Source organism: Pseudomonas sp. GL_117 (genome assembly GCF_057835125.1).
Genome location: NZ_CM174418.1, coordinates 2,375,141 through 2,395,592, shown reverse-complemented (window position 1 = coordinate 2,395,592; position 20,452 = coordinate 2,375,141). Strand labels below are relative to the sequence as shown.

Here is a 20,452-nt window from a genome sequence, read left to right as displayed (position 1 = left end):
ACGATAGAGAAGCGCTAAATCGCCCTCAAGGCCTTGAATCCATTCCCTATCAAGCTATCATCCAGGCCCAGCGGGGCTTGATAGTTTTCTATCAAGACGCATCAAGGGCTTGCCATGAACAACCATAAACGCCCAACCATTGCCACCGTGGCCGCTCAGGCGGGCCTCAGCGTGGCCACCGTCGACCGGGTCTTGAATGCGCGTGCGCCGGTCAATCCCGATACCGCCGAGCAGGTGTTCCAGGCGGCCGAAGCCGTGGGCTATTTCGCCGCGCGGCTGATCGGCCAGCGCATTCGCGAACGGCGGCCGACCTACCGTTTCGGTATCCTGCTGCTGGCCACCGCCCAGGCGTTCTACGCCACCCTGGCGCAGTCGATTGCCGAGGCGGCGCAGCAACACGCCGGGGCCAACCTGACCTGCCAGTTCGAGTACATCGTCGAGCGCACACCGAGCGTGATCGCTGCGCAGATCGAACAACTCGCGGTGCAGTGCGACGGCCTCGCCGTGGTCAGCTTCGCCCATCCACTGATCAATGCCACGTTGGCGCAGATCCGCGCCGCCGGCGTGCCGGTGGTGGCGCTGCTGTCGGACATCCACGAACAAGCCCTTGAGCCTTACGTGGGCCAGGACAACCACGTGGTCGGCCGCACCATGGGCTGGTTGCTCGCACGCACCTGCGGCGCACGCAAAGGCAGCGTCGGGATCTTGCTCGGCGGCCACCGTTTCCTCGGCCACCAGGCCCGCGTCGAAGGCCTGCACAGCTACCTTGCCGAACACGCGCCGGGGCTCAAGCCGTTGGAGCCGTTGATCAACCTGGACAACTGCGACATCACCGAAGAGGCCACCCTCGACCTGATCACCCGCCACACCGACCTGCGCGGCCTGTGCGTGGTGGGCGGCGGTGGCGACGGCATCATCAGCGCCCTCGCGCAACTGCCCAAGCGCCCGGCGCTGTGCTGCATCTTGCAGGAGTCCACCGAGCTGTCGCGCCAGGCGTTGAGGCAGGGGTTGATCGATGTGGCGATGGACTCGCAACCAAAGCTGACGGCCACGGCGCTGGTGCAATTGATGGTGGAGTTGCAGACCGCCGAGGCGTTCGATCCGGTGCGGCATCGGGTGCACATACCGCCGCAGATTGTCACTTCGGAAAACATCTGCGCCTGACACACAGTTTGATCGGTGCGAGGCTCAATGATTGCGAAAATCCGCGGCATTCAGGCCGAACCGGCTCATCTTGTTGTACAGCCCGCCCCGCGACACATTGAGCTGCCGCGCCGCCAGGCGGATGTTGCCGCCGGTGCTCTGCAGCGCGGCGACGATGGCGTGCATCTCGAAGCTGCTCAGTTGCTGGGCAGGTGGCGGCTCGGGCAATCGCATGGGCGTGCGCGGGCGCGTGTCCAGAGGCAAATCAATCGGTTGGATCAACTCGCCCATGGCCAGGTTGGTCGCGCGCTCGATGCTGTTTTCCAGCTCCCGCACATTGCCCGGCCAGCTGTAGGCCGTGAGCAACGCCAGCGCATCCGGCGCAAACCCCTGCACCGATTTACGCAATGAGCGAGCGCAGCGCATAAGGAAATGCCGTGCCAGCAAGGGAATGTCTTCGCGGCGCATGCGCAACGGCGGCACGGTCAGGTTCAACACGTTGAGGCGGTAGTAAAGGTCTTCGCGAAATGCGCCTTCGGCCACCGCCTGGCTGAGGTTGCGGTGGGTCGCGGCGATGATGCGCACGTCCACCTGCCGCGAATTTTTCGCGCCGACACGGGTGACTTCGCCCTCCTGTAATACCCGCAACAGGCTGACCTGGGCATCGAAGGACATGTCGCCAATCTCATCCAGAAAAATCGTGCCGCCATCCGCCAACTCGAACTTGCCCGCTGAACCGCCCCTCGTCGCGCCGGTGAATGCCCCTTCGACATGCCCGAACAGTTCGCTTTGCACCAGGTCACGAGGGATCGCGCCGCAGTTGACCGCTACGAATGGGCCATTGTGGCGCTCGCTCGCGTTGTGGATCGCCTGGGCGAACAGCTCCTTGCCGGTGCCGCTTTCACCGAGGATCAGGGTGGTGGCGTCACTGCGACTGGCGATGCGCCCCAGGTGCAGCGCGTCCTGGATCGCCCGCGAGCTGCCCTGGATGGTGTCGAAGGTGTAGCGGGCCTGGGTGCTGATGATGCGCCGGGTGATTTCGCGGATACGCCGGTTCTCGCGCAGCGACACGATCACCCCGCCCTGCTCCAGCGGGCACACCGAGACCAGGCAGGCGAGCTGGCTGCGGTCGTGCAGGTGGAAGGTGCAGTCGAGGTCGCGCACCGGCTCACCCAGGGAGTCGCTCAACTCACTGCGGCCCAGGTGCTGGAACGGGCGGCCGATCAGCTCCAGGCCGACCCCGAACAATTGCCGGGCATAACGGTTGAGCGCCTTGATGCAGCCGCGTTCATCCAGCACCACCAGGCCTTCGTTGAGCACTTCGAGGACGGTTTGCTGTTCTTCCAGCAGCGCTTGCAGGGCCATCTGCCGCGACACGGCTTCGGCCGCCGCTTGCACGGTGCCCAGGGTGTGGAAGTGAAACCAGCCGGGCTCGGCGGTGAGGGTCAGCATGGCCAGGGTTGTGCCCTGGGCATTCTTGATCGGCGCGGCAGCGCAGTGCATGCGCCGCTCGCGCAGGCCGCTGGCAAAATTTTCCTCGGCCAGCACATACACCAGACGATCCTCGGCCAGGGCCAGGCCGGTGCAGTTGGTGCCTTGCACCGACTCCAGCAGGCGGCTGCCCACCGGGGTGATGTCCAACCCGCAGAAATACAGGGTGGTGCCGTCGGCGTCGGTGAGGTTGATGTGCCCACGCGGGTTGTAGGCCAACAGGCCGTGCATGACTTGCGCGGCGGCGGTGATCAGCACGCGGTGGGCAGCCAATGTGGCGGCCAGGGCGTCGGCGCCGACAAAACGATAGCTGGCGTCCGCCGGGTCGATCCCCGCCGCGACGCTGCGCCGCCACGAATCCCAGATCACCTGCCGTACCGCCGCCGGGCGTTCGCCTTCGCCGCCCTGGCAAGCGCGCCACGCCTGCTCCAGCGCCGCGACGGGGCCATCGTTCAGCGCGGCGGGCCCCAGGGCGGTGAGGTAATCGAGGTCTTGCACGCTGAACGTCATGCTCATGGGGAGGGGTCCGTGTTCATAATTTCGACATGTCAGTATAGGCATGTCATTTAAATCAACACATTTTGTTTATTCGTAATATTTAATCGTTAATTATCAATAACTTATAAACTGGCACAGGCTTTGCTCTTACCTCCTTGCCGATCAGGACCGTCCTGAGGCCAACAATAAAAAAGGGGTAATTGCATGACTACACAGAACATCCGCCTGGGCTTGATCGGTGCCGGCCGCATGGGCAGCTTCCACGGCCTGACCGCCGCACGGCACATCCCCGGCGCCAGCCTGGTGGCGATTGCCGATCCGACGCCGGGCCAAGCCGCCCGCCTCGCCGCCGAGCTGGGCGTGGCCAAGGTCTACACAGACCCGCAACAACTGCTCGACGACCCGGACATCGACGGTGTGCTCATCGCCGCCCCCGCCCGCAGCCACGCCGAACTGGTGATCAGCGCGGCCCGCGCCGGCAAGGGAATCTTCTGCGAAAAACCCATGGCCATCACCCTCGATGAAGCCGACCGCGCCATCGCCGCCGCGGCCGATGCCCGTGTGCCGTTGCAGGTTGGCTTCAACCGGCGCTTCGCCAAGAGTTTTCGCACCGCCCACCTCGATGTCGTCGCCGGCCGTATCGGCACCCCGCAGCTGCTGCGCTCGCTGACCCGCGACCCGGCGCTGAACAACCCGGCGGCCTCGCCGCAATGGGTGATCTTCCTCGAAACCCTGATCCACGACTTCGACACCCTGCGCTACCTCAACCCTGGCGCCGAAGCCGTGCAAGTGCACGTGATGGCCGACGCGTTGATCGCGCCTGAGTACAAGAGCAAAGGCTTTCTTGACACCGCCGTGGTCACGATCCGCTTCGACAACGGTGCGATTGCCACCGCCGAAGCCAACTTCCAGGCCGTGTATGGCTACGACGTGCGCGGCGAAGTGTTCGGCAGCGCGGGCATGCTGACCATGGGCGGCGTCAACGAGTCCGACCTGGTGCGTTACCTGGCCCAGGGTATCCAGGCCGATACCCAGCGCCTGGACACCGACCTGCTGCGCGACGCCTATATTGCCGAGCTCAACCACTTCGCCGATTGCCTGCGCAGCGGCGCCAAACCCCTGGCCAGCGGTGAAGATGCCCGCGCCGCCCTGGCGATTGCGCGGGCGTGCATCGAGTCGTTCCAGCAAGGCCAGGCGGTGGCGGTATGAGCCCGTTCAAACTGGCGATCAGTGCCGAGATGGTGTTTCTCGAACTGCCCTTCATCGAGCGCGTAAAGCGCATCCATGCACTGGGTTTCAGTGCCGAGATCTGGAACTGGACCGACAAGGACATCAGCGCCCTGGCCGCCACCGGCGCCGACTTCACCTCGATGACCGGCTACATCAGCGGCACCCTCACCGACCCCGACGGCATCCGCCGATTGCTCGACAGCGCCCGCGAATCCCTTGGCGTTGCCGAACGTTTGAAGTGCCCGAGCCTGAACCTGCACGGCACCGGCCTGGGTGACGGCGGCCTGCCCGTGCAGCCGGTCAGCCACACCAGCGGGCGCATGTGGTTGAGCGCCTGCAAGACCCTGGAAAAAATCGCCCGCCTGGGCGAAGACGCCGGCCGCGTGTTTCTGCTGGAAAACCTCAACACCGCGGTCGACCACCCCGGCACGCCGTTCGCCCGCGCCGAGGACACCCTGGCGCTGATCGAGGCGGTTGGCAGCCCGCACCTGAAGCTGAACCTGGACCTGTACCACGCGCAGATCGGCGAAGGAAACCTGATCGAGCTGATCCAGCGCGCCGGCAGCGCGATCGGCGAAATCCAGGTCGCCGACGTACCGGGGCGCAAGGAGCCCGGCACGGGTGAAATCCACTACCCTGCGATTGCCAGGGCCTTGCATGCCATGGGCTACCGCGGCGTGGTCGGCCTCGAAGGCTGGGCCAGCGGCGATAGCGAGCTGGCCCTGGAGCGATTCCGCCAAGCGTTCACCCTATAACAATAAAAGGCCCCCCCCTATGAACCGCTACTCGTTGATTGTTGCCTCGCTGTTGCTGCTGGTCAGCCCCTGGTCATTCGCCGATTACCGCATCGGCGTGAGCATTGCCCGGGTCGACGACAACTTCATGACCTACGTGCGCAACGGCCTGGAAACGGCCGCCAGGCAACAGGGCGTGCAGATCCAGTTCGAAGACGCCCAGGGTGATGTGGTGCGCCAGCTCAATCAGGTCGAAGGCTTCCTGAACCAGAACGTCGACGCAGTGATTGTGCTGCCGGTGGACACCTCCGCCACCGCCAACATGACCCGCGCCGCCGTGGCCGCCCACAAGCCGCTGGTGTACGTCAACCGCCACCCGGATGAGCGCAGCCTGCCCAAGGGCGTGGTCACCGTGGCCTCCAACGACATCGAGGCCGGGCAGTTGCAGATGCGCTTTCTCGCCGAGAAACTGGGCGGCAAGGGCAATGTGGCGATCATCATGGGCGACCTCGCCCAGAACGCGACCCACGACCGCACCGAAGGCGCCAGGCAGGTGCTCAAGGACTATCCCGGGATCAAGGTGGTGGAGCAGCAGAGCGCCGAATGGCAACGCAACAAGGGCATGGACCTGACCAGCAACTGGCTGCTGGCGGGGACGCAGTTCGATGCGATTGTTGCCAACAACGACGAAATGGCGATCGGCGCCGGGATGGCGTTGCAGCAGGCGGGGAAAGCCAAGGGCGAAGTGGCGATTGTGGGGATCGATGGCTTGCCGGATGGCTTGGCGGCGGTGAAGCGTGGGTTGCTGGCGGCGTCAGTGTTCCAGGACCCAAAAGCCCAGGCAGCCAAAGCCGTGGAGTCGGCGATCAGGATGATCAAGGGTGAAGCGATTGAGTCAGAGGTGTGGGTGCCGTTTGAGCTGATCAAGCCCGAACAGGTCGCGATCTACGAGCAACGCTACCAATAGATTGATATGTGCAGATCCAACTGTGGGAGTGGGCTTGTGTGGGAGCGGGCTTGCTCGCGAAGACGGCGTGCCAGTCAGCGGATTTGTCGACTGATACACCGCATTCGCGAGCAAGCCCGCTCCCACACAAGCCCGCGCCCACCTTTTACAACTGCGTTAATCAAGATCGCTGGCGTCATGGCGCTCGGCCAGTTGCTCATGCGGCTCACCGGAAACCCGGTTCACCCTACGCCCACGCTGCACCGCCGGCCGTGCATCAATCGCATCGGCCCAGCGTTGCACATGCTTGTATTCATGCACCGACAAAAACTCCGCCGCACCGTACAAACGGCCTTTGACCAAACCACCGTACCAAGGCCAGATCGCAATATCGGCGATGGTGTATTCATCCCCGGCAATGTACTCGCTGACTGCCAGGCGCTGGTCCAGCACGTCGAGTTGACGCTTGGTTTCCATGGCGAAGCGGTTGATCGCGTATTCCATCTTGCTCGGCGCATACGCATAAAAATGCCCGAAACCACCGCCCAGGTACGGCGCGCTGCCCATCTGCCAGAACAACCACGACAGGCACTCCGCCCGGGCCGCCGGTTCAGTGGGGAAGAACGCACCGAACTTCTCGGCCAGGTATTGCAGGATCGCGCCGGACTCGAACACGCGAATCGGCGTGGCGCCGCTGCGGTCCTGCAAGGCCGGGATCTTGGAGTTAGGGTTGAGGCCGACAAACCCGCTGCCGAACTGGTCGCCGTCACCGATCTTGATCAGCCAGGCGTCGTATTCCGCACCGCTGTGCCCCAGGGCCAGCAGCTCTTCGAGCAGGATCGTGACCTTCTGCCCGTTGGGCGTGGCCAGGGAATACAACTGCAACGGGTGTTTGCCCACCGGCAGTTGTTTCTCATGGGTAGCACCGGCGATGGGCCGGTTGATGCTGGCGAAGGTGCCGCCGTTTTCGGTGTCCCAGGTCCATACTTTCGGGGGTACGTAGTCGGTCATGCTGACTGCTCCATAGGCGTTTACGATCAACGAATTCGTAGGCCATCTTACCCATTGACGTCAGATATTGCGCAGGCCTATCACCTGCCCTTACTCTCTTGGGCCAATGACGTAGTGAGCAATGGAGGCTTCATGAAATTGATCGGCATGCTGGACTCGCCGTACGTACGCCGCGTGGCCATTTCCCTGGAGCTGTATGGGGTGGCATTCGAGCATCAATCGCTGTCGGTGTTCAGCACCTTCAACGAATTCTCCCAGATCAACCCGGTGGTCAAGGCCCCTACCCTGGTGCTGGACGATGGCACGGTGTTGATGGATTCCAGCCTGATCCTGGATTACCTGGAAAACCTGGCCCCGGCCGACAAAAAGCTGCTGCCCCAGGCCCCAAAGGCACGCGCCCATGACTTGCAAGTGCTGGGCCTGGCGCTGGCCGCCTGCGAGAAGAGCGTGCAGATCGTCTATGAACACAACCTGCGCCCCGCCGAGAAGTTGCACGCGCCATGGCTGGAGCGGGTCACGGGGCAATTGCTCGCGGCGTATTCGTTGCTGGACAAGCACGTGGCCGACAGTGACGTGTTGAACCAGGCCAGCCTTACGGCTGCGGTGGCATGGTCGTTCAGCCAGTACACCGTGGCGTCGGTGGTCGATGCCCAGGCATTCCCCAACCTGCAACGCCTGGCCGAGCGACTGGAGCAACACCCTGCCTTCAAGAAATACCCCATCGAATAAACACCCCCTATCCACCTGTAGGAGTGAGTTTGTGTGGGAGCGGGCTTGCTCGCGAAGGGGGAGTGTCAGTTACTGGATTTACCGACTGGTACACCGCCTTCGCGAGCAAGCCCGCTCCCACATGAGTGCTTTGTTGACTGGAAGATTGAGGATCAGACCCACCCACCATCCACGATAAAGTTCTGCGCCGAACACATCGCCGAGGCATCCGAGGCCAGAAACAACGCCATGTTGGCGATATGTTCCGGCAACACACTGCCCGGCAGGCACTGGCTGCGGCTGATCAATTCCTTCGCCGCGTCGTCGACCCACATCGCCAGTTGTTTCTCGGTCATCACCCAACCCGGCACCAAGGTGTTCACGCGGATCCGGCTCGGCCCCAGCTCTCGCGCCAACGCACGGGTCATGCCGTGGGCGGCAGCCTTGCTGGCGGCGTACACGGGGTAGCCGGCCGAGGCCATCATCCAGCCGACCGAACCGAGGTTGATGATCGCCCCGCCGCCCGCGCCTTTCATCATCGGCACTACGGCCTTGGCGGCGAAGAAGGCGTGCTTGAGGTTCACCGAGATGAGCCGGTCGAAGGTGTCCGAGTCGACCTCTTCCAGGGTGTGCCGCACGTCATTGGCGGCATTGTTCACCAGCACGGTGATCGGCCCCAGGGAGTGTTCGAAACGCGCGATGGCGGCCTTGTAGGCGATCTCGTCAGTGATGTCGCACTGCACGAATTCCACCGTATGCCCCCGTGAGCTCAACAACGCCGCCAGGCGTTCGCCCTGGCTTTGGGCGCGGTCCACAAAGCCGACCTTGGCACCCTGGGCGGCAAACGCGCGCACCATGAATTCACCAATGCCCGAGGCGCCGCCGGAAATCAGCACGGTCTTGCCTTCTAGGTCGGGGTAAACGGCGTGTGTGGTGGTCATAAAATGCTGCCTCGTCTAATTAGTCTTATTTTATTTTGCAAAAACCTGTTTAAAGGCTATAAATTCGCTGTCCAACAGACAAAATATCGCACATTAGTAGAACTATTCCACTCAAAACAACAAAAGGAAGTTCGACCATGAAGCACCCTCGATACCTGCTCTCGGGCCTGGCCATGTCCATGCTGATCGCCAGTGGCGGCACCCAGGCGGCAGGCCTGAGCAGCGAGCACAAACCCTTCGGTAAAACCAACGACGGCACCGCCGTCGAACAGTACATCCTGCGTAACAGCCATGGCATGCAAGCCACGGTGATCACCTACGGCGGCGTGTTGCAGGCGCTCAAGGTGCCGGACAAACACGGCAAGGTCGAAGACGTGGTGCTCGGCTTCGACGATGTGCAGGGCTACCAGGCCGGCACGGCGTTTTTTGGCGCGACCATCGGGCGCTTTGGCAATCGCCTGGCCGGCGGCGCGTTTGAACTCGACGGCAAGCGCTACCAAGTGCCGCTCAACGACGGCCCCAATGCGTTGCACGGCGGCGCCCAGGGCTTTGACAAACATGTGTGGACCGCCACGCCAATCAAGGCCAAGGACTCGGTGGGCGTGACCCTCACCTACCTGTCCAAGGACGGCGAGATGGGCTTCCCCGGCAACCTCAAGACCGAAGTCACCTACCGCCTCAACGACAACAACGAACTGCACATCGACTACAAGGCCACCACCGACAAACCCACGGTGCTCAACCTGACCAACCACAGCTACTTCAACCTGGCCGGCGCGGGTAATGGCGACATTCTCAAGCAGGTCGCCACCCTGCACGCCAGCCATTACACGCCGGTCAATGCCACCCTGATCCCAACCGGCGAACTGGCGCCCGTCAAGGGCACGCCGATGGACTTCCTCACGCCGACGCCGATTGGGCAGCACATCAAGGACGATCATCCGCAGCTCAAGTTTGCCGAGCCCAAGAGCGGTGGGTTTGATTTCAACTGGGCGCTGGATAGCAAGGGCGACGTGAAAAAACTGGCGGCCGAAGTGCGTGATCCTGAGTCGGGACGGCGCTTGCAGCTGTTTACCACGGAGCCTGGGGTGCAGTTTTATACCAGCAACTTCCTCGATGGTTCGGTGAAGGGTAAAGCCGGCAAGACGTATCTGCATTGGAGTGGGTTTACGTTGGAGACCCAGCATTTTCCGGATGCGCCCAACCAGCCGAACTTTGCATCCACCCGCCTGAACCCAGGCCAGACCTACACCCAGAACACCATTTTCAGATTCACCGCGGACTAAAACTGTGGGAGCGGGCTTGCTCGCGAATGCGGTGTGTCAGTCAACACATTTGAATCTGATACACCGCATTCGCGAGCAAGCCCGCTCCCACATTTGGTTCCTCACATGGCTTGGAGTCAGCGTTGTTTCATGCGGTCGATGACCACCGCCAAGAGCAGGATCGAGCCACGGATGACGTACTGGTAGAACGTGTCGATGTTCTTCAGGTTCATCGCATTCTCGATGATCGCCAGGATCAACACCCCGGCGATCACGTGACGGATCATGCCCACCCCACCACTCAACGACACCCCGCCCAGCACGCAGGCCGAGATCACGGTCAGCTCGAAGCCCTGGCCAATCATCGGCTGGCCCGAGGTCATGCGTGACGCCAGGATCACCCCGGCCAGCGCGCCGATCAGGCCGTGCACGGCGAAGATGAGGATCTTGGTGCGATCCACGTTCACGCCGGCCAGCAGCGCGGCCTCCGGGTTGCCGCCAATGGCCATGGTGTTGCGCCCGTAGGTGGTGTAGTTGAGCAGCCAGCCGAAGAACAGGAAGCACAGGATGGTGATCAGGATCGGCACTGGCACGCCCAGCAACTGGCCGTTGCCGAACACGAAAAACTGTTCCTGGGACACGCCCACCGCCTTGCCGTTGGCAAAGATGTAGGCCAGGCCGCGCACGATCTGCATGGTCGCCAAGGTGGTGATCAGCGCGTTGACCCGCAACTTGGCGATGACGATGCCGTTGATCAGCCCGACGACCAGGCCCATCAGCAATGCCGCGCCGATGCCGAGCAACACGCTGTCGGTATCGCGCATCACGATGGCCGCGACCACCCCGGCACAGGCAATCACCGAGCCCACCGACAGGTCGAAGTGCCCGGACGCCAGGCAGAACAGCATGGTGCAGGCGGCGATGCCCACCGTGGAAATCGCCAGGCCCAGCCCGCGCATGTTCAGCGGCGAAAGGAAGTTGTCGATAAGCAAGGCGCACAGCAAAAAGATGCTCACCGCCGCCAGCAGCATCGCCCAGTTGTCGAGCAGTGCGCGCACATCCAGGGGTTTGCGTGCCGTGGGCAGCGCGTTGTGTTGAGTGGTCATGGTTCTCTCTCAGTTCGCCAGGCTGCGCGGCAGGGCCAGTTGCAGCAGGTTGGATTCAGTGGCGTGCGCGCGGGTTTGTTCGCCGCGCAGCGCGCCTTCGCACAGCACCAGGATGCGGTCGCTGATGCCCATCACTTCCATCAAATCGCTGGACACCACGATCACCGCAACCCCGCTTGCTGCCAGGGTATGGATGATCTGGTAGATCTCCGACTTGGCGCCGATATCGATACCGCGGGTGGGTTCGTCGAGCAGCAGCACCTTCATCGGCATCGACAGCCAGCGGCCGAGAATGGCCTTCTGCTGGTTGCCGCCGGAGAGGTACATGATCTTCTGCTCGGCATTCGGCGTCTTGACCTTCATCGCCTTGATCTGGTGCTCGGCGTTGCCCTTTTCCCAGCCGTCACGCAACAACCAGCCGAACGCCGAATGGGCGCCACGGGCGCTGATGTTGATGTTCTCGGCGACGCTGGACAGCGGGATGATGCCTTCCTTTTTGCGGTCTTCCGGGCACAGCAGCACCCCGGCGGCGATGGCATCGCGCGGTGAGCGCAGTTGCAGCGGCGCGCCGCACAGCTCCATGCGACCGGCGCTGGTGCGCTCTAAACCGCTGAGCAGACGGAACAGTTCGGTGCGCCCTGCCCCAACCAGGCCGAACAGGCCGAGAATCTCGCCCTTGCGCACGTCAAAGCTGATCGGTTCACGCAAGCCGGGGCCTTGTAAACCGTCGACCTTCAACGCCACTTCGCCGTGCTCACGCGGGCGGTAATCGTAGATGTCCTGGATGTCGCGCCCGACCATGCACGTCACCAACTGGTCATGGGTCAGCGCGCTCATGTCGTCGAAGGTGCGTACGAAGCGGCCGTCCTTGAACACCGTCACCGCGTTGCAGATGCGGAACACTTCTTCCATGCGGTGCGACACGTAGAGCACCACTTTGCCCTCGTCGCGCAGACGCGTGATGATCGCCATCAAGCGGTCGATCTCCCGCGCCGACAGGCTGCTGGTGGGCTCGTCAAACGCGATCACATGGGCGCCACGGGACAGCGCCTTGGCGATTTCCACCAGCTGGCGCTGGCCCAGGGACAGGCGGCCGAGCTTTTCGGCCGGGTCGATTTCATCCGCCAGGCCCTTGAGGCAAGCGAGGGCCTGCTGGCGCAGCAAGCCCCGATTGACCACGCCGAACCGCGACGGCAAATGCCCGAGGAACAGGTTTTCGGCGACGGTCATTTCCGGCACCAGGTGCAGCTCCTGGTGGATCACCGCCACGCCGTTGGCGATGCTGTCGGCGGCGCATTTGAAGGCCATGGTCTGCGCGCCGATGTGCAGCGAGCCGCTGTTGGGAATGTAGGCGCCGCCAAGGATTTTCAGCAGCGTCGACTTGCCCGCACCGTTCTCGCCCATCAGGGCGTGCACCTGCCCCGGGTGGGCGGTAAAGCTGATGCCATCCAGCGCCTTGACCCCGGGAAAGGTCTTGCCGATGCCGTCAAAGCGCAGGGCCGCAGCGGTCATTGCCACAACCCGATTTTGGTCAGTTCTTCCTTGAAGTTGTCGCGGGTGATCAGCGTCACTTCATCCATGGCGGTGTACTTCGCCGGTTCCGTGCCCTTGGTGACCCAGTCGAACATCATTTTCGCGGTGTTGTAGCCCTCGATATGCGGGCTCGGCAGCATCGAACCGAAGAAACCACTGTTCGGCTTTTTCAGCTCGCCGATGGCGTCGGTGCCATTGATACCGATGCCGATCACGTTGGCCGCCTTGAAGCCGGCGCTTTCGGTGGCGCGCACGCCGCCAAGCACGGTGTTGTCGTTCATGCCGCCGATGATCAGGTTTTTCGCGCCACTGGGCAGCTTGACCAGGGCCGAGTTGGTCGCGTCCATGCTGCCCGGCACGTCGAGGGTTTTCAGGGCGGCGGTGAGGATGTGGTCCTTGGGAAGGCCGGCTTCTTCCAGGGATTTGATCGAACCGTCGGTGCGTTTTTTACCGGTGTCGAGTTCGTTATAGGTGTTGATCACCGCGTAGGTGTCCTTCCAGTCCCAACCGCGCTTTTTCGCTTCGCCAGCCATGGCCGCGCCTTGTTTCTGGCCGACTTCGAAAGCGGCCATGCCCAGGTACGGCACGTCCTCCATGAAGTTGCCCTTGGCATCGACGAAACGATCATCCACCGCCATGACTTTCAAGCCATTGGCCTTGGCCTTGGCGACGATGGCCGGGCCGAGGGACACATCCGGCGGGCAGATCACAAAGCCCTTGGCGCCGTTGGCCGCGAGGCTGTCGATGGCCGAAAGGGTTTTCTCGCCATCGGGCACGGCGATCTTGATCACGGTAAACCCATGGTCCTTGCCGGCTTTTTCGGCGAAGGCCCATTCGGTCTGGAACCACGGTTCTTCAGCCTGCTTGACCAGAAAGCCGATCTTCACTTCTTCAGCGGCCAGCAACAGCCCACTCAAGCTCATGGCCGAGACCGCTACGGCGGCGGCGCACAGGGAACGGATACCACGACGACGATTCATAGGGTGACTCCTTGTTGTTGTTTTTAGGTAGAACGGTTCTTGTGGCGCGGGAGCTTGCTCCCTCACCACAGCTCAGGCTCGCTCGTTATCCGGCGAAACGCGTGCAAGGCTTTCCGGGCACATCCACTTCCATTGCCAGCACGGCACCGTCCAACGGGTGATCCAAAGGGCTGGCGGCACTGGTGATATACAGGGTGGTAAGGTCCGGCCCACCGAACACACAACTGGTGGGACGGCTGACAGGCAGTTCAATGATGCGGTCCACCTCCCCATCTGGCGCGATACGCAGCAGGCAACTGCCATCCCAGCGCGCATTCCACAAGTAGCCTTCAACGTCCATCGCCGAGCCGTCCGGCACGCCGCGTGCGTGGGCGCCGAACCACGCCTGCGCGGGGTCGAGCTGGCCGTCCGGCCGGATTGCAAACTGGTACAGCGTGCGGTCCATGCTGTCGCCGAAGTGCACCAGGCTGGCATCCTCGTTCCACAGCAGGGTGTTGGGGATGCCCAAGCCGCCGAGCAACGGCGTGACCTGCGCATCGGCATCGATACGAAACAGGCCGCCGGAACGGCGCGTAATCGGCAGGTCTTCACCCTGTTCGCCGATGTTGTTCTGCATGGTGCCCAGCCACAGGCGCCCCTGGGCATCGCAGCGCGCCTCATTGCTGCGGTTGCCCGGCTGCGGGTCGGCGACGCACAACAACGTCAGGGCTTCGGTGACCAGATCCAGGCGATGCACACCACTGCTCAACGTCACCAACGCATCGCCGCGCTCACACGGGATGAACGCCGAGACATGCTCGGGCAACTGCCACACCTGCAACTGCCCGCCCATCAGGCGCAGCGCCTGCTTGCCGGCGATATTGACCCAGTACAGCGCCTGGGTGGGCACGTCCCAGAACGGACTCTCCCCCAGTTGCGCACGGTGTGCGGTAACGGCGTGAAACGACATGTTGCCTCCTGGATTGTTGTTGTTCTCAGGTCTGCGTCTTACAGCGGGTCACGCGATGGCGTGCCATCCACCAACCGCTGGATACGCAACGGGTTGGCGTTTTTCAACGCGTCGGGCAGCAGGCTATCAGGGTAGTTCTGGAAGCACACGGGGCGCAGGAAGCGGTCGATGGCCAGGGTGCCGACCGAGGTGCCACGGGCATCGGACGTTGCCGGGTACGGGCCGCCATGTACCATCGAGTCGCAGACTTCGACGCCGGTGGGGTAACCGTTGAGCAGGATGCGCCCGACTTTCTGTTCCAGCAGCGGCGTGAGTTCGGCGAACTGTTGCAGGTCATTCGGCTCGCCGATGAGGGTTGCGGTGAGCTGGCCATGCAGGCCGTGCAAAGCGGCACTGAGCTGAGCCTGATCAGCCACTTCGACAAACACCGTGGTGGGGCCGAAGACTTCTTCCTGCAACACTTCATCGCCGTCGATCAACAGGCGCACATCAGCCTTGAACAGCTGCGGCTGCGCCTGATTGCCCGCCTGCGGGTTGCCCGCCAGATGCTCGATGCCGGGGTGTGCGAGGAGTTTTTCCAGGCCCTTGCCATAACTGCCCAGGGTGCCGGCGTTGAGCATGGTTTGTGCCGGTTGATCGCCGATCAATTGCGCCACTTGTTGGGTGAACGCGGTGAAGGCCGGCGAGGCGATGCCGATCACCAAGCCAGGGTTGGTGCAGAACTGGCCGCAGCCCTGCACCACCGAGGCGGTCAGGTCGCGGGCGATGGTTTCGGCGCGGGCTTTGAGCGCCTCGGGCAGCACGAGCACCGGGTTGATGCTCGACATCTCGGCAAACACCGGGATCGGTTGCGGCCGCGCCGCCGCCATGTCGCACAACGCACGCCCGCCCTTGAGCGAGCCGGTAAAGCCCACGGCCTGGATCGCCGGGTGCTTGACCAGCGCCTCGCCGACGCCCGCGCCAAAGATCATGTTGAACACACCGGCCGGCATGCCGGTGGCGTCGGCGGCGCGGATAATCGCGTCCGCCACGCGCTCGGCGGTCGCCATGTGCCCGCTGTGGGCCTTGAACACTACCGGGCAGCCTGCGGCCAGCGCAGCCGCGGTATCACCGCCGGCTGTGGAAAACGCCAGGGGAAAGTTGCTCGCGCCAAACACGGCGACCGGGCCCAGGCCGATGCGGTATTGACGCAGGTCCGGGCGCGGCAGTGGCTGGCGCTCCGGCAACGCCTTGTCGATGCGTGCGCCGTAGAAATCACCGCGCCGCAGCACACTGGCGAACAGGCGCATCTGGCCGCTGGTGCGCCCGCGCTCGCCTTTGATGCGGGCAGCGGGCAGCGCGGTTTCGCGGCAGACCAGCTCGACAAAATCATCGCCCAACGCATCCAGTTCATCGGCGATCGCATCGAGGAACTGCGCACGCCGGGCTGCACTCAATCCACGGTAGGCCGGGTAGGCCTGCGCGGCGGCCTTGGCGGCGGCGTCGACTTCCTGCGCGGTGGCCTGGTAAAAATCCTGGGGCAAGGCTTCGCCGGTGCTGGCGTCGACGCTCTTGAGTGTGACGCTGCCGTTGGCGCTGCGCTGGCCGCCGATGTAGTTGTGGCCGAGAAACTGGGACATGAGGGGCTCCTTAAAGGGTGAGGACGTGGCCGGGTTCGAATGCCGCATCGCTGCTGCCGACGCTATTGACCAACGGCGCGCCGAATTCGGTCTGGCTGATCTCGAACACATCCCCCGGCTGGGTACGTATACCGTCGGCGAATGACAACGTGGCGGTGCCGAAGAAGTGGACGTGCACATCGCCCGGCGTGAGGAACTGGCGGTACTTGAAGTGGTGGTATTCGAGGTTTTCCAGGCTGTGGCACATGTTGGCCTCGCCGCTGAGGAACTCGTTCTGCCAGATCACTTCACCGTTGCGCAGGATGCGACTGCTGCCCGACAAATGCGCGGGCAGCTCGCCGATGCGCAGCTCGGGGCCGTAGCTGCAACTGCGCAGTTTGGAATGGGCCAGGTACAGGTAGTTCTTGCGCTCCATCACGTGGTCGGAGAACTCGTTGCCCACCGCGAAGCCGACGCGATAAGGCCGGCTGTCCGGGCCGATGACGTAGAGGCCGCCGATTTCCGGCTCTTCACCGGCGTCTTCGGCAAAGGGTGGCACCGGGAACGCGGCGCCGGGGCGCACGACGATGCTGCCGTCCCCCTTGTAGAACCACTCCGGTTGCACACCCGCCTGGCCGGCAGCGGGTTTGCCGCCCTCCACGCCCCATTTGAAGATGCGCATGGTGTCGGTCAGGGCGGTGTCGTCACCGGCCTGGTGCATCTTGTCGCGGGCCGCGGCGCTGCCCAGGTGGGTCAGGCCGGTGCCGCTGATAAGCATGTGAGCGGGGTCGGGGTGATCCAGCGGTGGCAGGATTTTCAGCGCGGCGAGCAATGCCGCGTAATCGTGGCTGGCGCCCAGGCCCAGGCTGTTCACGTGTTGCGCCAGGCCGACGCCGGCGTCGATGGCGGCCAGGGCCAATTCCCGCACGCTGCGGGCGCCCTGCACTTCGCGCAATTGCGCGCCCTGCACCACGCCGACCCGGCGCTCACTGTTGTGCACTTCAAACTGAACTAAACGCATGCCTTTTCTCCTTGAATCAAGTACGTGTGGCGCCACGGGCGCTGGCGGCAAATTGGTCGGCGGGCAGCACGTGCTTGCGTTCCAGCAGGCGGTAGACCACGCCGGTCAGCAGCAGGCCGAACACCATCACAGCGGACAGGAAGTACAGGCCCGAAGCGAGGTTGCCGGTGTATTCCTTGAGCGCACCGATCACGAACGGGCCGATATAGCCGCCGAGGTTGCCCACCGAGTTGATCAACGCAATGCCCGCCGCCGCGCTGGCCCCCGCAAAGAAGCGCCCCGGCAAGGTCCAGAACACTGCGGTGCAGGAAAACATCGCGAATGCCGCCAGGCACAGCGCGGCCATTTGCAGCACCGGCACACTGAGCGAGGCGCTGAAGAACAGCCCGATGGCGCCCAGTACGTAGAGCACCGCAAGGTGGCCGTAGCGGTCGTTCAAGCGGTCGGAACTGCGCGGGATGATCAGCAGGCCGATAATGCCGAAGAGGTAAGGCACGGCGGAGATGAAACCCGTGGTGAGGTCGCTGCCGCCGAACTGCTTGATCAGAGTCGGTAGCCACAGGCCCAGCCCGTAGATGCTCAGGGTCACCGGCAGGTAGAACAGCGCCAGCAGCAACACGCGTTTGTCTTTCAAGGCATGCAACGGGTTGCCGTGGCGGGTCTGGCCGTAGGTTTGCAGGTCTTTGTTCAATTCGCCGGTAAGCCAGGCCTTCTCGTCGGCGCTCATCCAGCTGACCTGCTTCGGCCCGTCCGGCAGGAAGCGCAGCACCGGCCAGGTCAACAGGATCGCCGGGGTGCCGATGACGATGAACAGCCACTGCCAGCCGTGCAGGCCGAGGATGCCGTCCATGCCCAGCAAACCACCGGACACCGGGCCGGTGATCATCATCGCGATGGGCTGGGAGAGGATGAACAACCCGAGGATCTTGCCGCGATGGCGCACCGGGAACCACTGGGTGATGTAGTACAGAACGCCAGGGAAGAACCCCGCCTCCGCCGCGCCGAGCAGAAAGCGCATCACATAGAAGCTGTGCGGGCCCTGCACAAAGGCCATGCCGATGGTGATCGTGCCCCAGGTGATCATGATCCGCGCAAACCAGCGCCGTGCGCCGAAGCGGTCGAGCATCAGGTTGCTGGGGATCTCGAACAGGAAGTAGCCAATAAAGAACAGCCCCGCGCCCAGGCCATAGGCGGCGTCACCGATGCCGACGTCGGCGCCCATGTGCAACTTGGCAAAGCCCACGGCGGAACGGTCCACGTAGGCGATCAGGTACAGCAGGATCAGGAAGGGAATCAGTTTCAGCGTGATGCGCCGAATAAGCCGCAGTTCCTGGCTCATGGGTCGATCTCCGGATTGTTGTTTTTATAGAAGCTCGGGGGACGCCTCTCGCGAAAATCCGCCAGGGTCATACCTCAGTTGAGAAAGACTATATAGTAGGACTATTTGCAAAACAACTCTTCCAAAGCAGCGATTTTGCGCTTATGTTTAAGCACGCATAGAACATATAGTCATACAATAAGAGAATCGATCATGTCTGATAAAAAGCCCGGCCTACGCTCCGCCCAGTGGTTTGGTACTGCCGACAAGAACGGCTTCATGTACCGCAGCTGGATGAAGAACCAGGGCATTGCCGACCATCAGTTCCATGGCAAACCGATCATCGGCATCTGTAATACGTGGTCGGAGTTGACCCCGTGCAACGCGCATTTCCGCCAGATCGCCGAGCACGTCAAACGCGGCGTGATCGAGGCCGGTGGCTTCCCGGTAGAATTCCCGGTGTTCTCCAATGGCGAATCCAACCTGCGCCCTACCGCCATGCTCACGCGCAACCTGGCGAGCATGGACGTGGAGGAAGCGATTCGCGGCAACCCGATTGACGGCGTGGTGCTGCTGACCGGCTGCGACAAGACCACCCCCGCCCTGCTGATGGGCGCCGCCAGTTGCGACGTACCAGCCATCGTGGTCACCGGCGGGCCAATGCTCAACGGCAAGCACAAGGGCCAGGACATCGGTTCGGGCACAGTGGTCTGGCAGCTCAGCGAACAGGTCAAGGCCGGCACGATTACCCTGGACGATTTCCTCGCGGCCGAGGGCGGCATGTCGCGTTCGGCGGGCACCTGCAACACCATGGGCACCGCCTCGACCATGGCCTGCATGGCCGAGGCGCTGGGTACTTCCCTGCCCCACAACGCGGCGATTCCGGCGGTGGATGCGCGACGTTATGTGTTGGCGCACATGTCTGGCATGCGTGCGGTGGAGATGGTGCGTGAAGACTTGAAGCTGTCGAAGATCCTCACCAAAGAGGCGTTTGAAAACGCGATCCGCGTGAACGCGGCCATCGGCGGTTCGACCAACGCGGTGATTCACCTCAAAGCCATCGCCGGACGCATCGGCGTCGAACTCGACCTGGACGACTGGACCCGCATGGGCCGCGGCATGCCGACCATCGTCGACTTGCAGCCGTCGGGGCGCTTCCTGATGGAAGAGTTCTACTACGCCGGCGGCCTGCCCGCCGTGTTGCGCCGCCTCGGTGAAGCCAACCTGATCCCGCATCCGAATGCGCTGACCGTGAACGGCAAGTCCCTCGGCGAGAACACCAAGGACTCACCGATCTACGGCAGAGATGAAGTGATCCGCACCCTCGACAACCCGATCCGCGCCGACGGCGGCATTTGCGTCTTGCGCGGCAACCTGGCGCCGCTGGGTGCGGTGCTCAAGCCGTCGGCCGCCAGCCCGGAACTGATGCAGCATCGCGGCCGTGCGGTGGTGTTCGAGAACTTCGACATGTACAAGGCACGCATCAACGACCCGGAACTGGACGTGGATGCCAACTCGATTCTGGTCATGAAGAACTGCGGGCCGAAGGGGTACCCGGGCATGGCCGAGGTGGGCAACATGGGCTTGCCGGCCAAGCTGCTGGCCCAGGGCGTGACGGACATGGTGCGGATTTCCGACGCGCGCATGAGCGGCACCGCATACGGCACCGTGGTCTTGCACGTGGCGCCGGAAGCGGCGGCTGGCGGGCCGTTGGCCACGGTGCAGGAAGGTGACTGGATCGAGCTGGACTGCGCCAACGGCCGCCTGCACCTGGACATCCCCGACGCCGAACTGGCGGCGCGCATGGCCGATCTTGCACCGCCGCAGAAGCTGATCGTCGGCGGCTATCGCCAGCTGTACATCGACCATGTGCTGCAGGCGGACCAGGGTTGCGACTTTGACTTCCTGGTGGGCTGCCGAGGGGCGGAAGTCCCCCGGCATTCCCACTAATTGGGATGCTATGATGCGGCGTCTTTAAGC

17 protein-coding genes are annotated in these 20,452 nt (G+C 63.2%); 7 read left to right on the top strand and 10 right to left on the bottom strand.

Features of this window, described 5'->3' with window-relative positions; genetic code table 11:
• Nucleotides 1-114 precede the first annotated feature (114 nt).
• Nucleotides 115-1,164, top strand: a complete 1,050-nt coding sequence (locus AC3ISR_RS10890; RefSeq protein WP_192300917.1) for a LacI family DNA-binding transcriptional regulator — start codon at nt 115-117, stop codon at nt 1,162-1,164.
• 24 nt (nt 1,165-1,188) lie between these two features.
• On the opposite strand, the gene AC3ISR_RS10885 is transcribed toward AC3ISR_RS10890, so the two are convergent.
• The gene (locus AC3ISR_RS10885; RefSeq protein ID WP_463984747.1) at nt 1,189-3,150 is read right to left on the bottom strand and encodes a sigma-54 interaction domain-containing protein; all 1,962 of its coding nucleotides are present in this window, start codon (nt 3,148-3,150) and stop codon (nt 1,189-1,191) included.
• A 186-nt stretch (nt 3,151-3,336) separates the two neighbouring features.
• Between AC3ISR_RS10885 and AC3ISR_RS10880 the strand changes: the two genes are divergently transcribed.
• Genes AC3ISR_RS10880 through AC3ISR_RS10870 form a run of 3 tightly spaced genes read left to right on the top strand, consistent with a single transcriptional unit; the run spans nt 3,337 to nt 6,063 of the window.
• Nucleotides 3,337-4,341 (top strand): Gfo/Idh/MocA family oxidoreductase, encoded by a 1,005-nt coding sequence (locus tag AC3ISR_RS10880; RefSeq protein WP_305392446.1) that lies wholly within the window; start codon nt 3,337-3,339, stop codon nt 4,339-4,341.
• The gene (locus AC3ISR_RS10875) at nt 4,338-5,117 is read left to right on the top strand and encodes a TIM barrel protein (protein WP_192300914.1); all 780 of its coding nucleotides are present in this window, start codon (nt 4,338-4,340) and stop codon (nt 5,115-5,117) included. Before AC3ISR_RS10880 ends, AC3ISR_RS10875 begins: the two co-directional genes overlap by 4 nt.
• 19 nt (nt 5,118-5,136) lie before the next feature.
• A complete protein-coding gene (locus tag AC3ISR_RS10870) occupies nt 5,137-6,063 on the top strand; it encodes a sugar ABC transporter substrate-binding protein (RefSeq protein ID WP_192300913.1) in 927 nt (308 codons plus the stop codon).
• A gap of 156 nt (nt 6,064-6,219) precedes the next feature.
• Here AC3ISR_RS10870 and yghU read toward each other — a convergent pair whose 3' ends face one another.
• Nucleotides 6,220-7,053 (bottom strand): glutathione-dependent disulfide-bond oxidoreductase, encoded by an 834-nt coding sequence (gene yghU / locus AC3ISR_RS10865; protein WP_192300912.1) that lies wholly within the window; start codon nt 7,051-7,053, stop codon nt 6,220-6,222.
• A gap of 132 nt (nt 7,054-7,185) precedes the next feature.
• Here yghU and AC3ISR_RS10860 point away from each other — a divergent pair, with 132 nt between their 5' ends.
• Complete coding sequence (locus AC3ISR_RS10860) at nt 7,186-7,782, top strand: glutathione S-transferase family protein (RefSeq protein WP_463984746.1); 597 nt, start codon at nt 7,186-7,188, stop codon at nt 7,780-7,782.
• 152 nt (nt 7,783-7,934) lie between these two features.
• Here the strand turns inward: AC3ISR_RS10860 and AC3ISR_RS10855 are convergent, their stop codons facing one another.
• Nucleotides 7,935-8,702, bottom strand: coding sequence for an SDR family NAD(P)-dependent oxidoreductase (locus AC3ISR_RS10855; protein ID WP_463984745.1), 768 nt, complete (start codon nt 8,700-8,702; stop codon nt 7,935-7,937).
• A 137-nt stretch (nt 8,703-8,839) separates the two neighbouring features.
• Between AC3ISR_RS10855 and AC3ISR_RS10850 the strand changes: the two genes are divergently transcribed.
• Nucleotides 8,840-9,988: an aldose epimerase family protein gene (locus AC3ISR_RS10850; RefSeq protein WP_192300909.1), complete on the top strand. Its 1,149-nt coding sequence runs from the start codon at nt 8,840-8,842 to the stop codon at nt 9,986-9,988.
• Between the two features lie 116 nt (nt 9,989-10,104).
• Here AC3ISR_RS10850 and araH read toward each other — a convergent pair whose 3' ends face one another.
• The 7 genes from araH to AC3ISR_RS10815 form a co-directional block, all read right to left on the bottom strand.
• Nucleotides 10,105-11,073 (bottom strand): L-arabinose ABC transporter permease AraH, encoded by a 969-nt coding sequence (gene araH / locus AC3ISR_RS10845; protein WP_192300908.1) that lies wholly within the window; start codon nt 11,071-11,073, stop codon nt 10,105-10,107.
• Nucleotides 11,074-11,082: 9 nt separating this feature from the next.
• Nucleotides 11,083-12,585, bottom strand: coding sequence for an L-arabinose ABC transporter ATP-binding protein AraG (araG, locus tag AC3ISR_RS10840; RefSeq protein ID WP_489324736.1), 1,503 nt, complete (start codon nt 12,583-12,585; stop codon nt 11,083-11,085).
• The gene (locus AC3ISR_RS10835; protein ID WP_463984888.1) at nt 12,582-13,586 is read right to left on the bottom strand and encodes a substrate-binding domain-containing protein; all 1,005 of its coding nucleotides are present in this window, start codon (nt 13,584-13,586) and stop codon (nt 12,582-12,584) included. Before AC3ISR_RS10835 ends, araG begins: the two co-directional genes overlap by 4 nt.
• 85 nt (nt 13,587-13,671) lie before the next feature.
• Nucleotides 13,672-14,535, bottom strand: a complete 864-nt coding sequence (locus AC3ISR_RS10830; protein ID WP_463984887.1) for an SMP-30/gluconolactonase/LRE family protein — start codon at nt 14,533-14,535, stop codon at nt 13,672-13,674.
• A 38-nt stretch (nt 14,536-14,573) separates the two neighbouring features.
• Nucleotides 14,574-16,154: an aldehyde dehydrogenase (NADP(+)) gene (locus tag AC3ISR_RS10825; RefSeq protein WP_463984886.1), complete on the bottom strand. Its 1,581-nt coding sequence runs from the start codon at nt 16,152-16,154 to the stop codon at nt 14,574-14,576.
• 10 nt (nt 16,155-16,164) lie between these two features.
• Nucleotides 16,165-17,154, bottom strand: a complete 990-nt coding sequence (araD1, locus tag AC3ISR_RS10820; RefSeq protein ID WP_463984885.1) for an AraD1 family protein — start codon at nt 17,152-17,154, stop codon at nt 16,165-16,167.
• A 16-nt stretch (nt 17,155-17,170) separates the two neighbouring features.
• Entirely contained in the window at nt 17,171-18,493 is a 1,323-nt protein-coding gene (locus AC3ISR_RS10815; RefSeq protein WP_192300902.1) for an MFS transporter, read from the bottom strand.
• A 192-nt stretch (nt 18,494-18,685) separates the two neighbouring features.
• On the opposite strand from AC3ISR_RS10815, the gene AC3ISR_RS10810 reads away from it, so the two are divergent.
• Nucleotides 18,686-20,422: an IlvD/Edd family dehydratase gene (locus tag AC3ISR_RS10810; RefSeq protein WP_192300901.1), complete on the top strand. Its 1,737-nt coding sequence runs from the start codon at nt 18,686-18,688 to the stop codon at nt 20,420-20,422.
• Nucleotides 20,423-20,452 lie beyond the last annotated feature (30 nt).

Coding starts and splice junctions, on each gene's coding strand:
- AC3ISR_RS10890 (WP_192300917.1), top strand. CDS start 115: ATGAACAACCATAAACGCCCAACCATTGCCACCGTGGCCGCTCAGGCG.
- AC3ISR_RS10885 (WP_463984747.1), bottom strand. CDS start 3,150: ATGAGCATGACGTTCAGCGTGCAAGACCTCGATTACCTCACCGCCCTG.
- AC3ISR_RS10880 (WP_305392446.1), top strand. CDS start 3,337: ATGACTACACAGAACATCCGCCTGGGCTTGATCGGTGCCGGCCGCATG.
- AC3ISR_RS10875 (WP_192300914.1), top strand. CDS start 4,338: ATGAGCCCGTTCAAACTGGCGATCAGTGCCGAGATGGTGTTTCTCGAA.
- AC3ISR_RS10870 (WP_192300913.1), top strand. CDS start 5,137: ATGAACCGCTACTCGTTGATTGTTGCCTCGCTGTTGCTGCTGGTCAGC.
- yghU (WP_192300912.1), bottom strand. CDS start 7,053: ATGACCGACTACGTACCCCCGAAAGTATGGACCTGGGACACCGAAAAC.
- AC3ISR_RS10860 (WP_463984746.1), top strand. CDS start 7,186: ATGAAATTGATCGGCATGCTGGACTCGCCGTACGTACGCCGCGTGGCC.
- AC3ISR_RS10855 (WP_463984745.1), bottom strand. CDS start 8,702: ATGACCACCACACACGCCGTTTACCCCGACCTAGAAGGCAAGACCGTG.
- AC3ISR_RS10850 (WP_192300909.1), top strand. CDS start 8,840: ATGAAGCACCCTCGATACCTGCTCTCGGGCCTGGCCATGTCCATGCTG.
- araH (WP_192300908.1), bottom strand. CDS start 11,073: ATGACCACTCAACACAACGCGCTGCCCACGGCACGCAAACCCCTGGAT.
- araG (WP_489324736.1), bottom strand. CDS start 12,585: ATGACCGCTGCGGCCCTGCGCTTTGACGGCATCGGCAAGACCTTTCCC.
- AC3ISR_RS10835 (WP_463984888.1), bottom strand. CDS start 13,586: ATGAATCGTCGTCGTGGTATCCGTTCCCTGTGCGCCGCCGCCGTAGCG.
- AC3ISR_RS10830 (WP_463984887.1), bottom strand. CDS start 14,535: ATGTCGTTTCACGCCGTTACCGCACACCGTGCGCAACTGGGGGAGAGT.
- AC3ISR_RS10825 (WP_463984886.1), bottom strand. CDS start 16,154: ATGTCCCAGTTTCTCGGCCACAACTACATCGGCGGCCAGCGCAGCGCC.
- araD1 (WP_463984885.1), bottom strand. CDS start 17,154: ATGCGTTTAGTTCAGTTTGAAGTGCACAACAGTGAGCGCCGGGTCGGC.
- AC3ISR_RS10815 (WP_192300902.1), bottom strand. CDS start 18,493: ATGAGCCAGGAACTGCGGCTTATTCGGCGCATCACGCTGAAACTGATT.
- AC3ISR_RS10810 (WP_192300901.1), top strand. CDS start 18,686: ATGTCTGATAAAAAGCCCGGCCTACGCTCCGCCCAGTGGTTTGGTACT.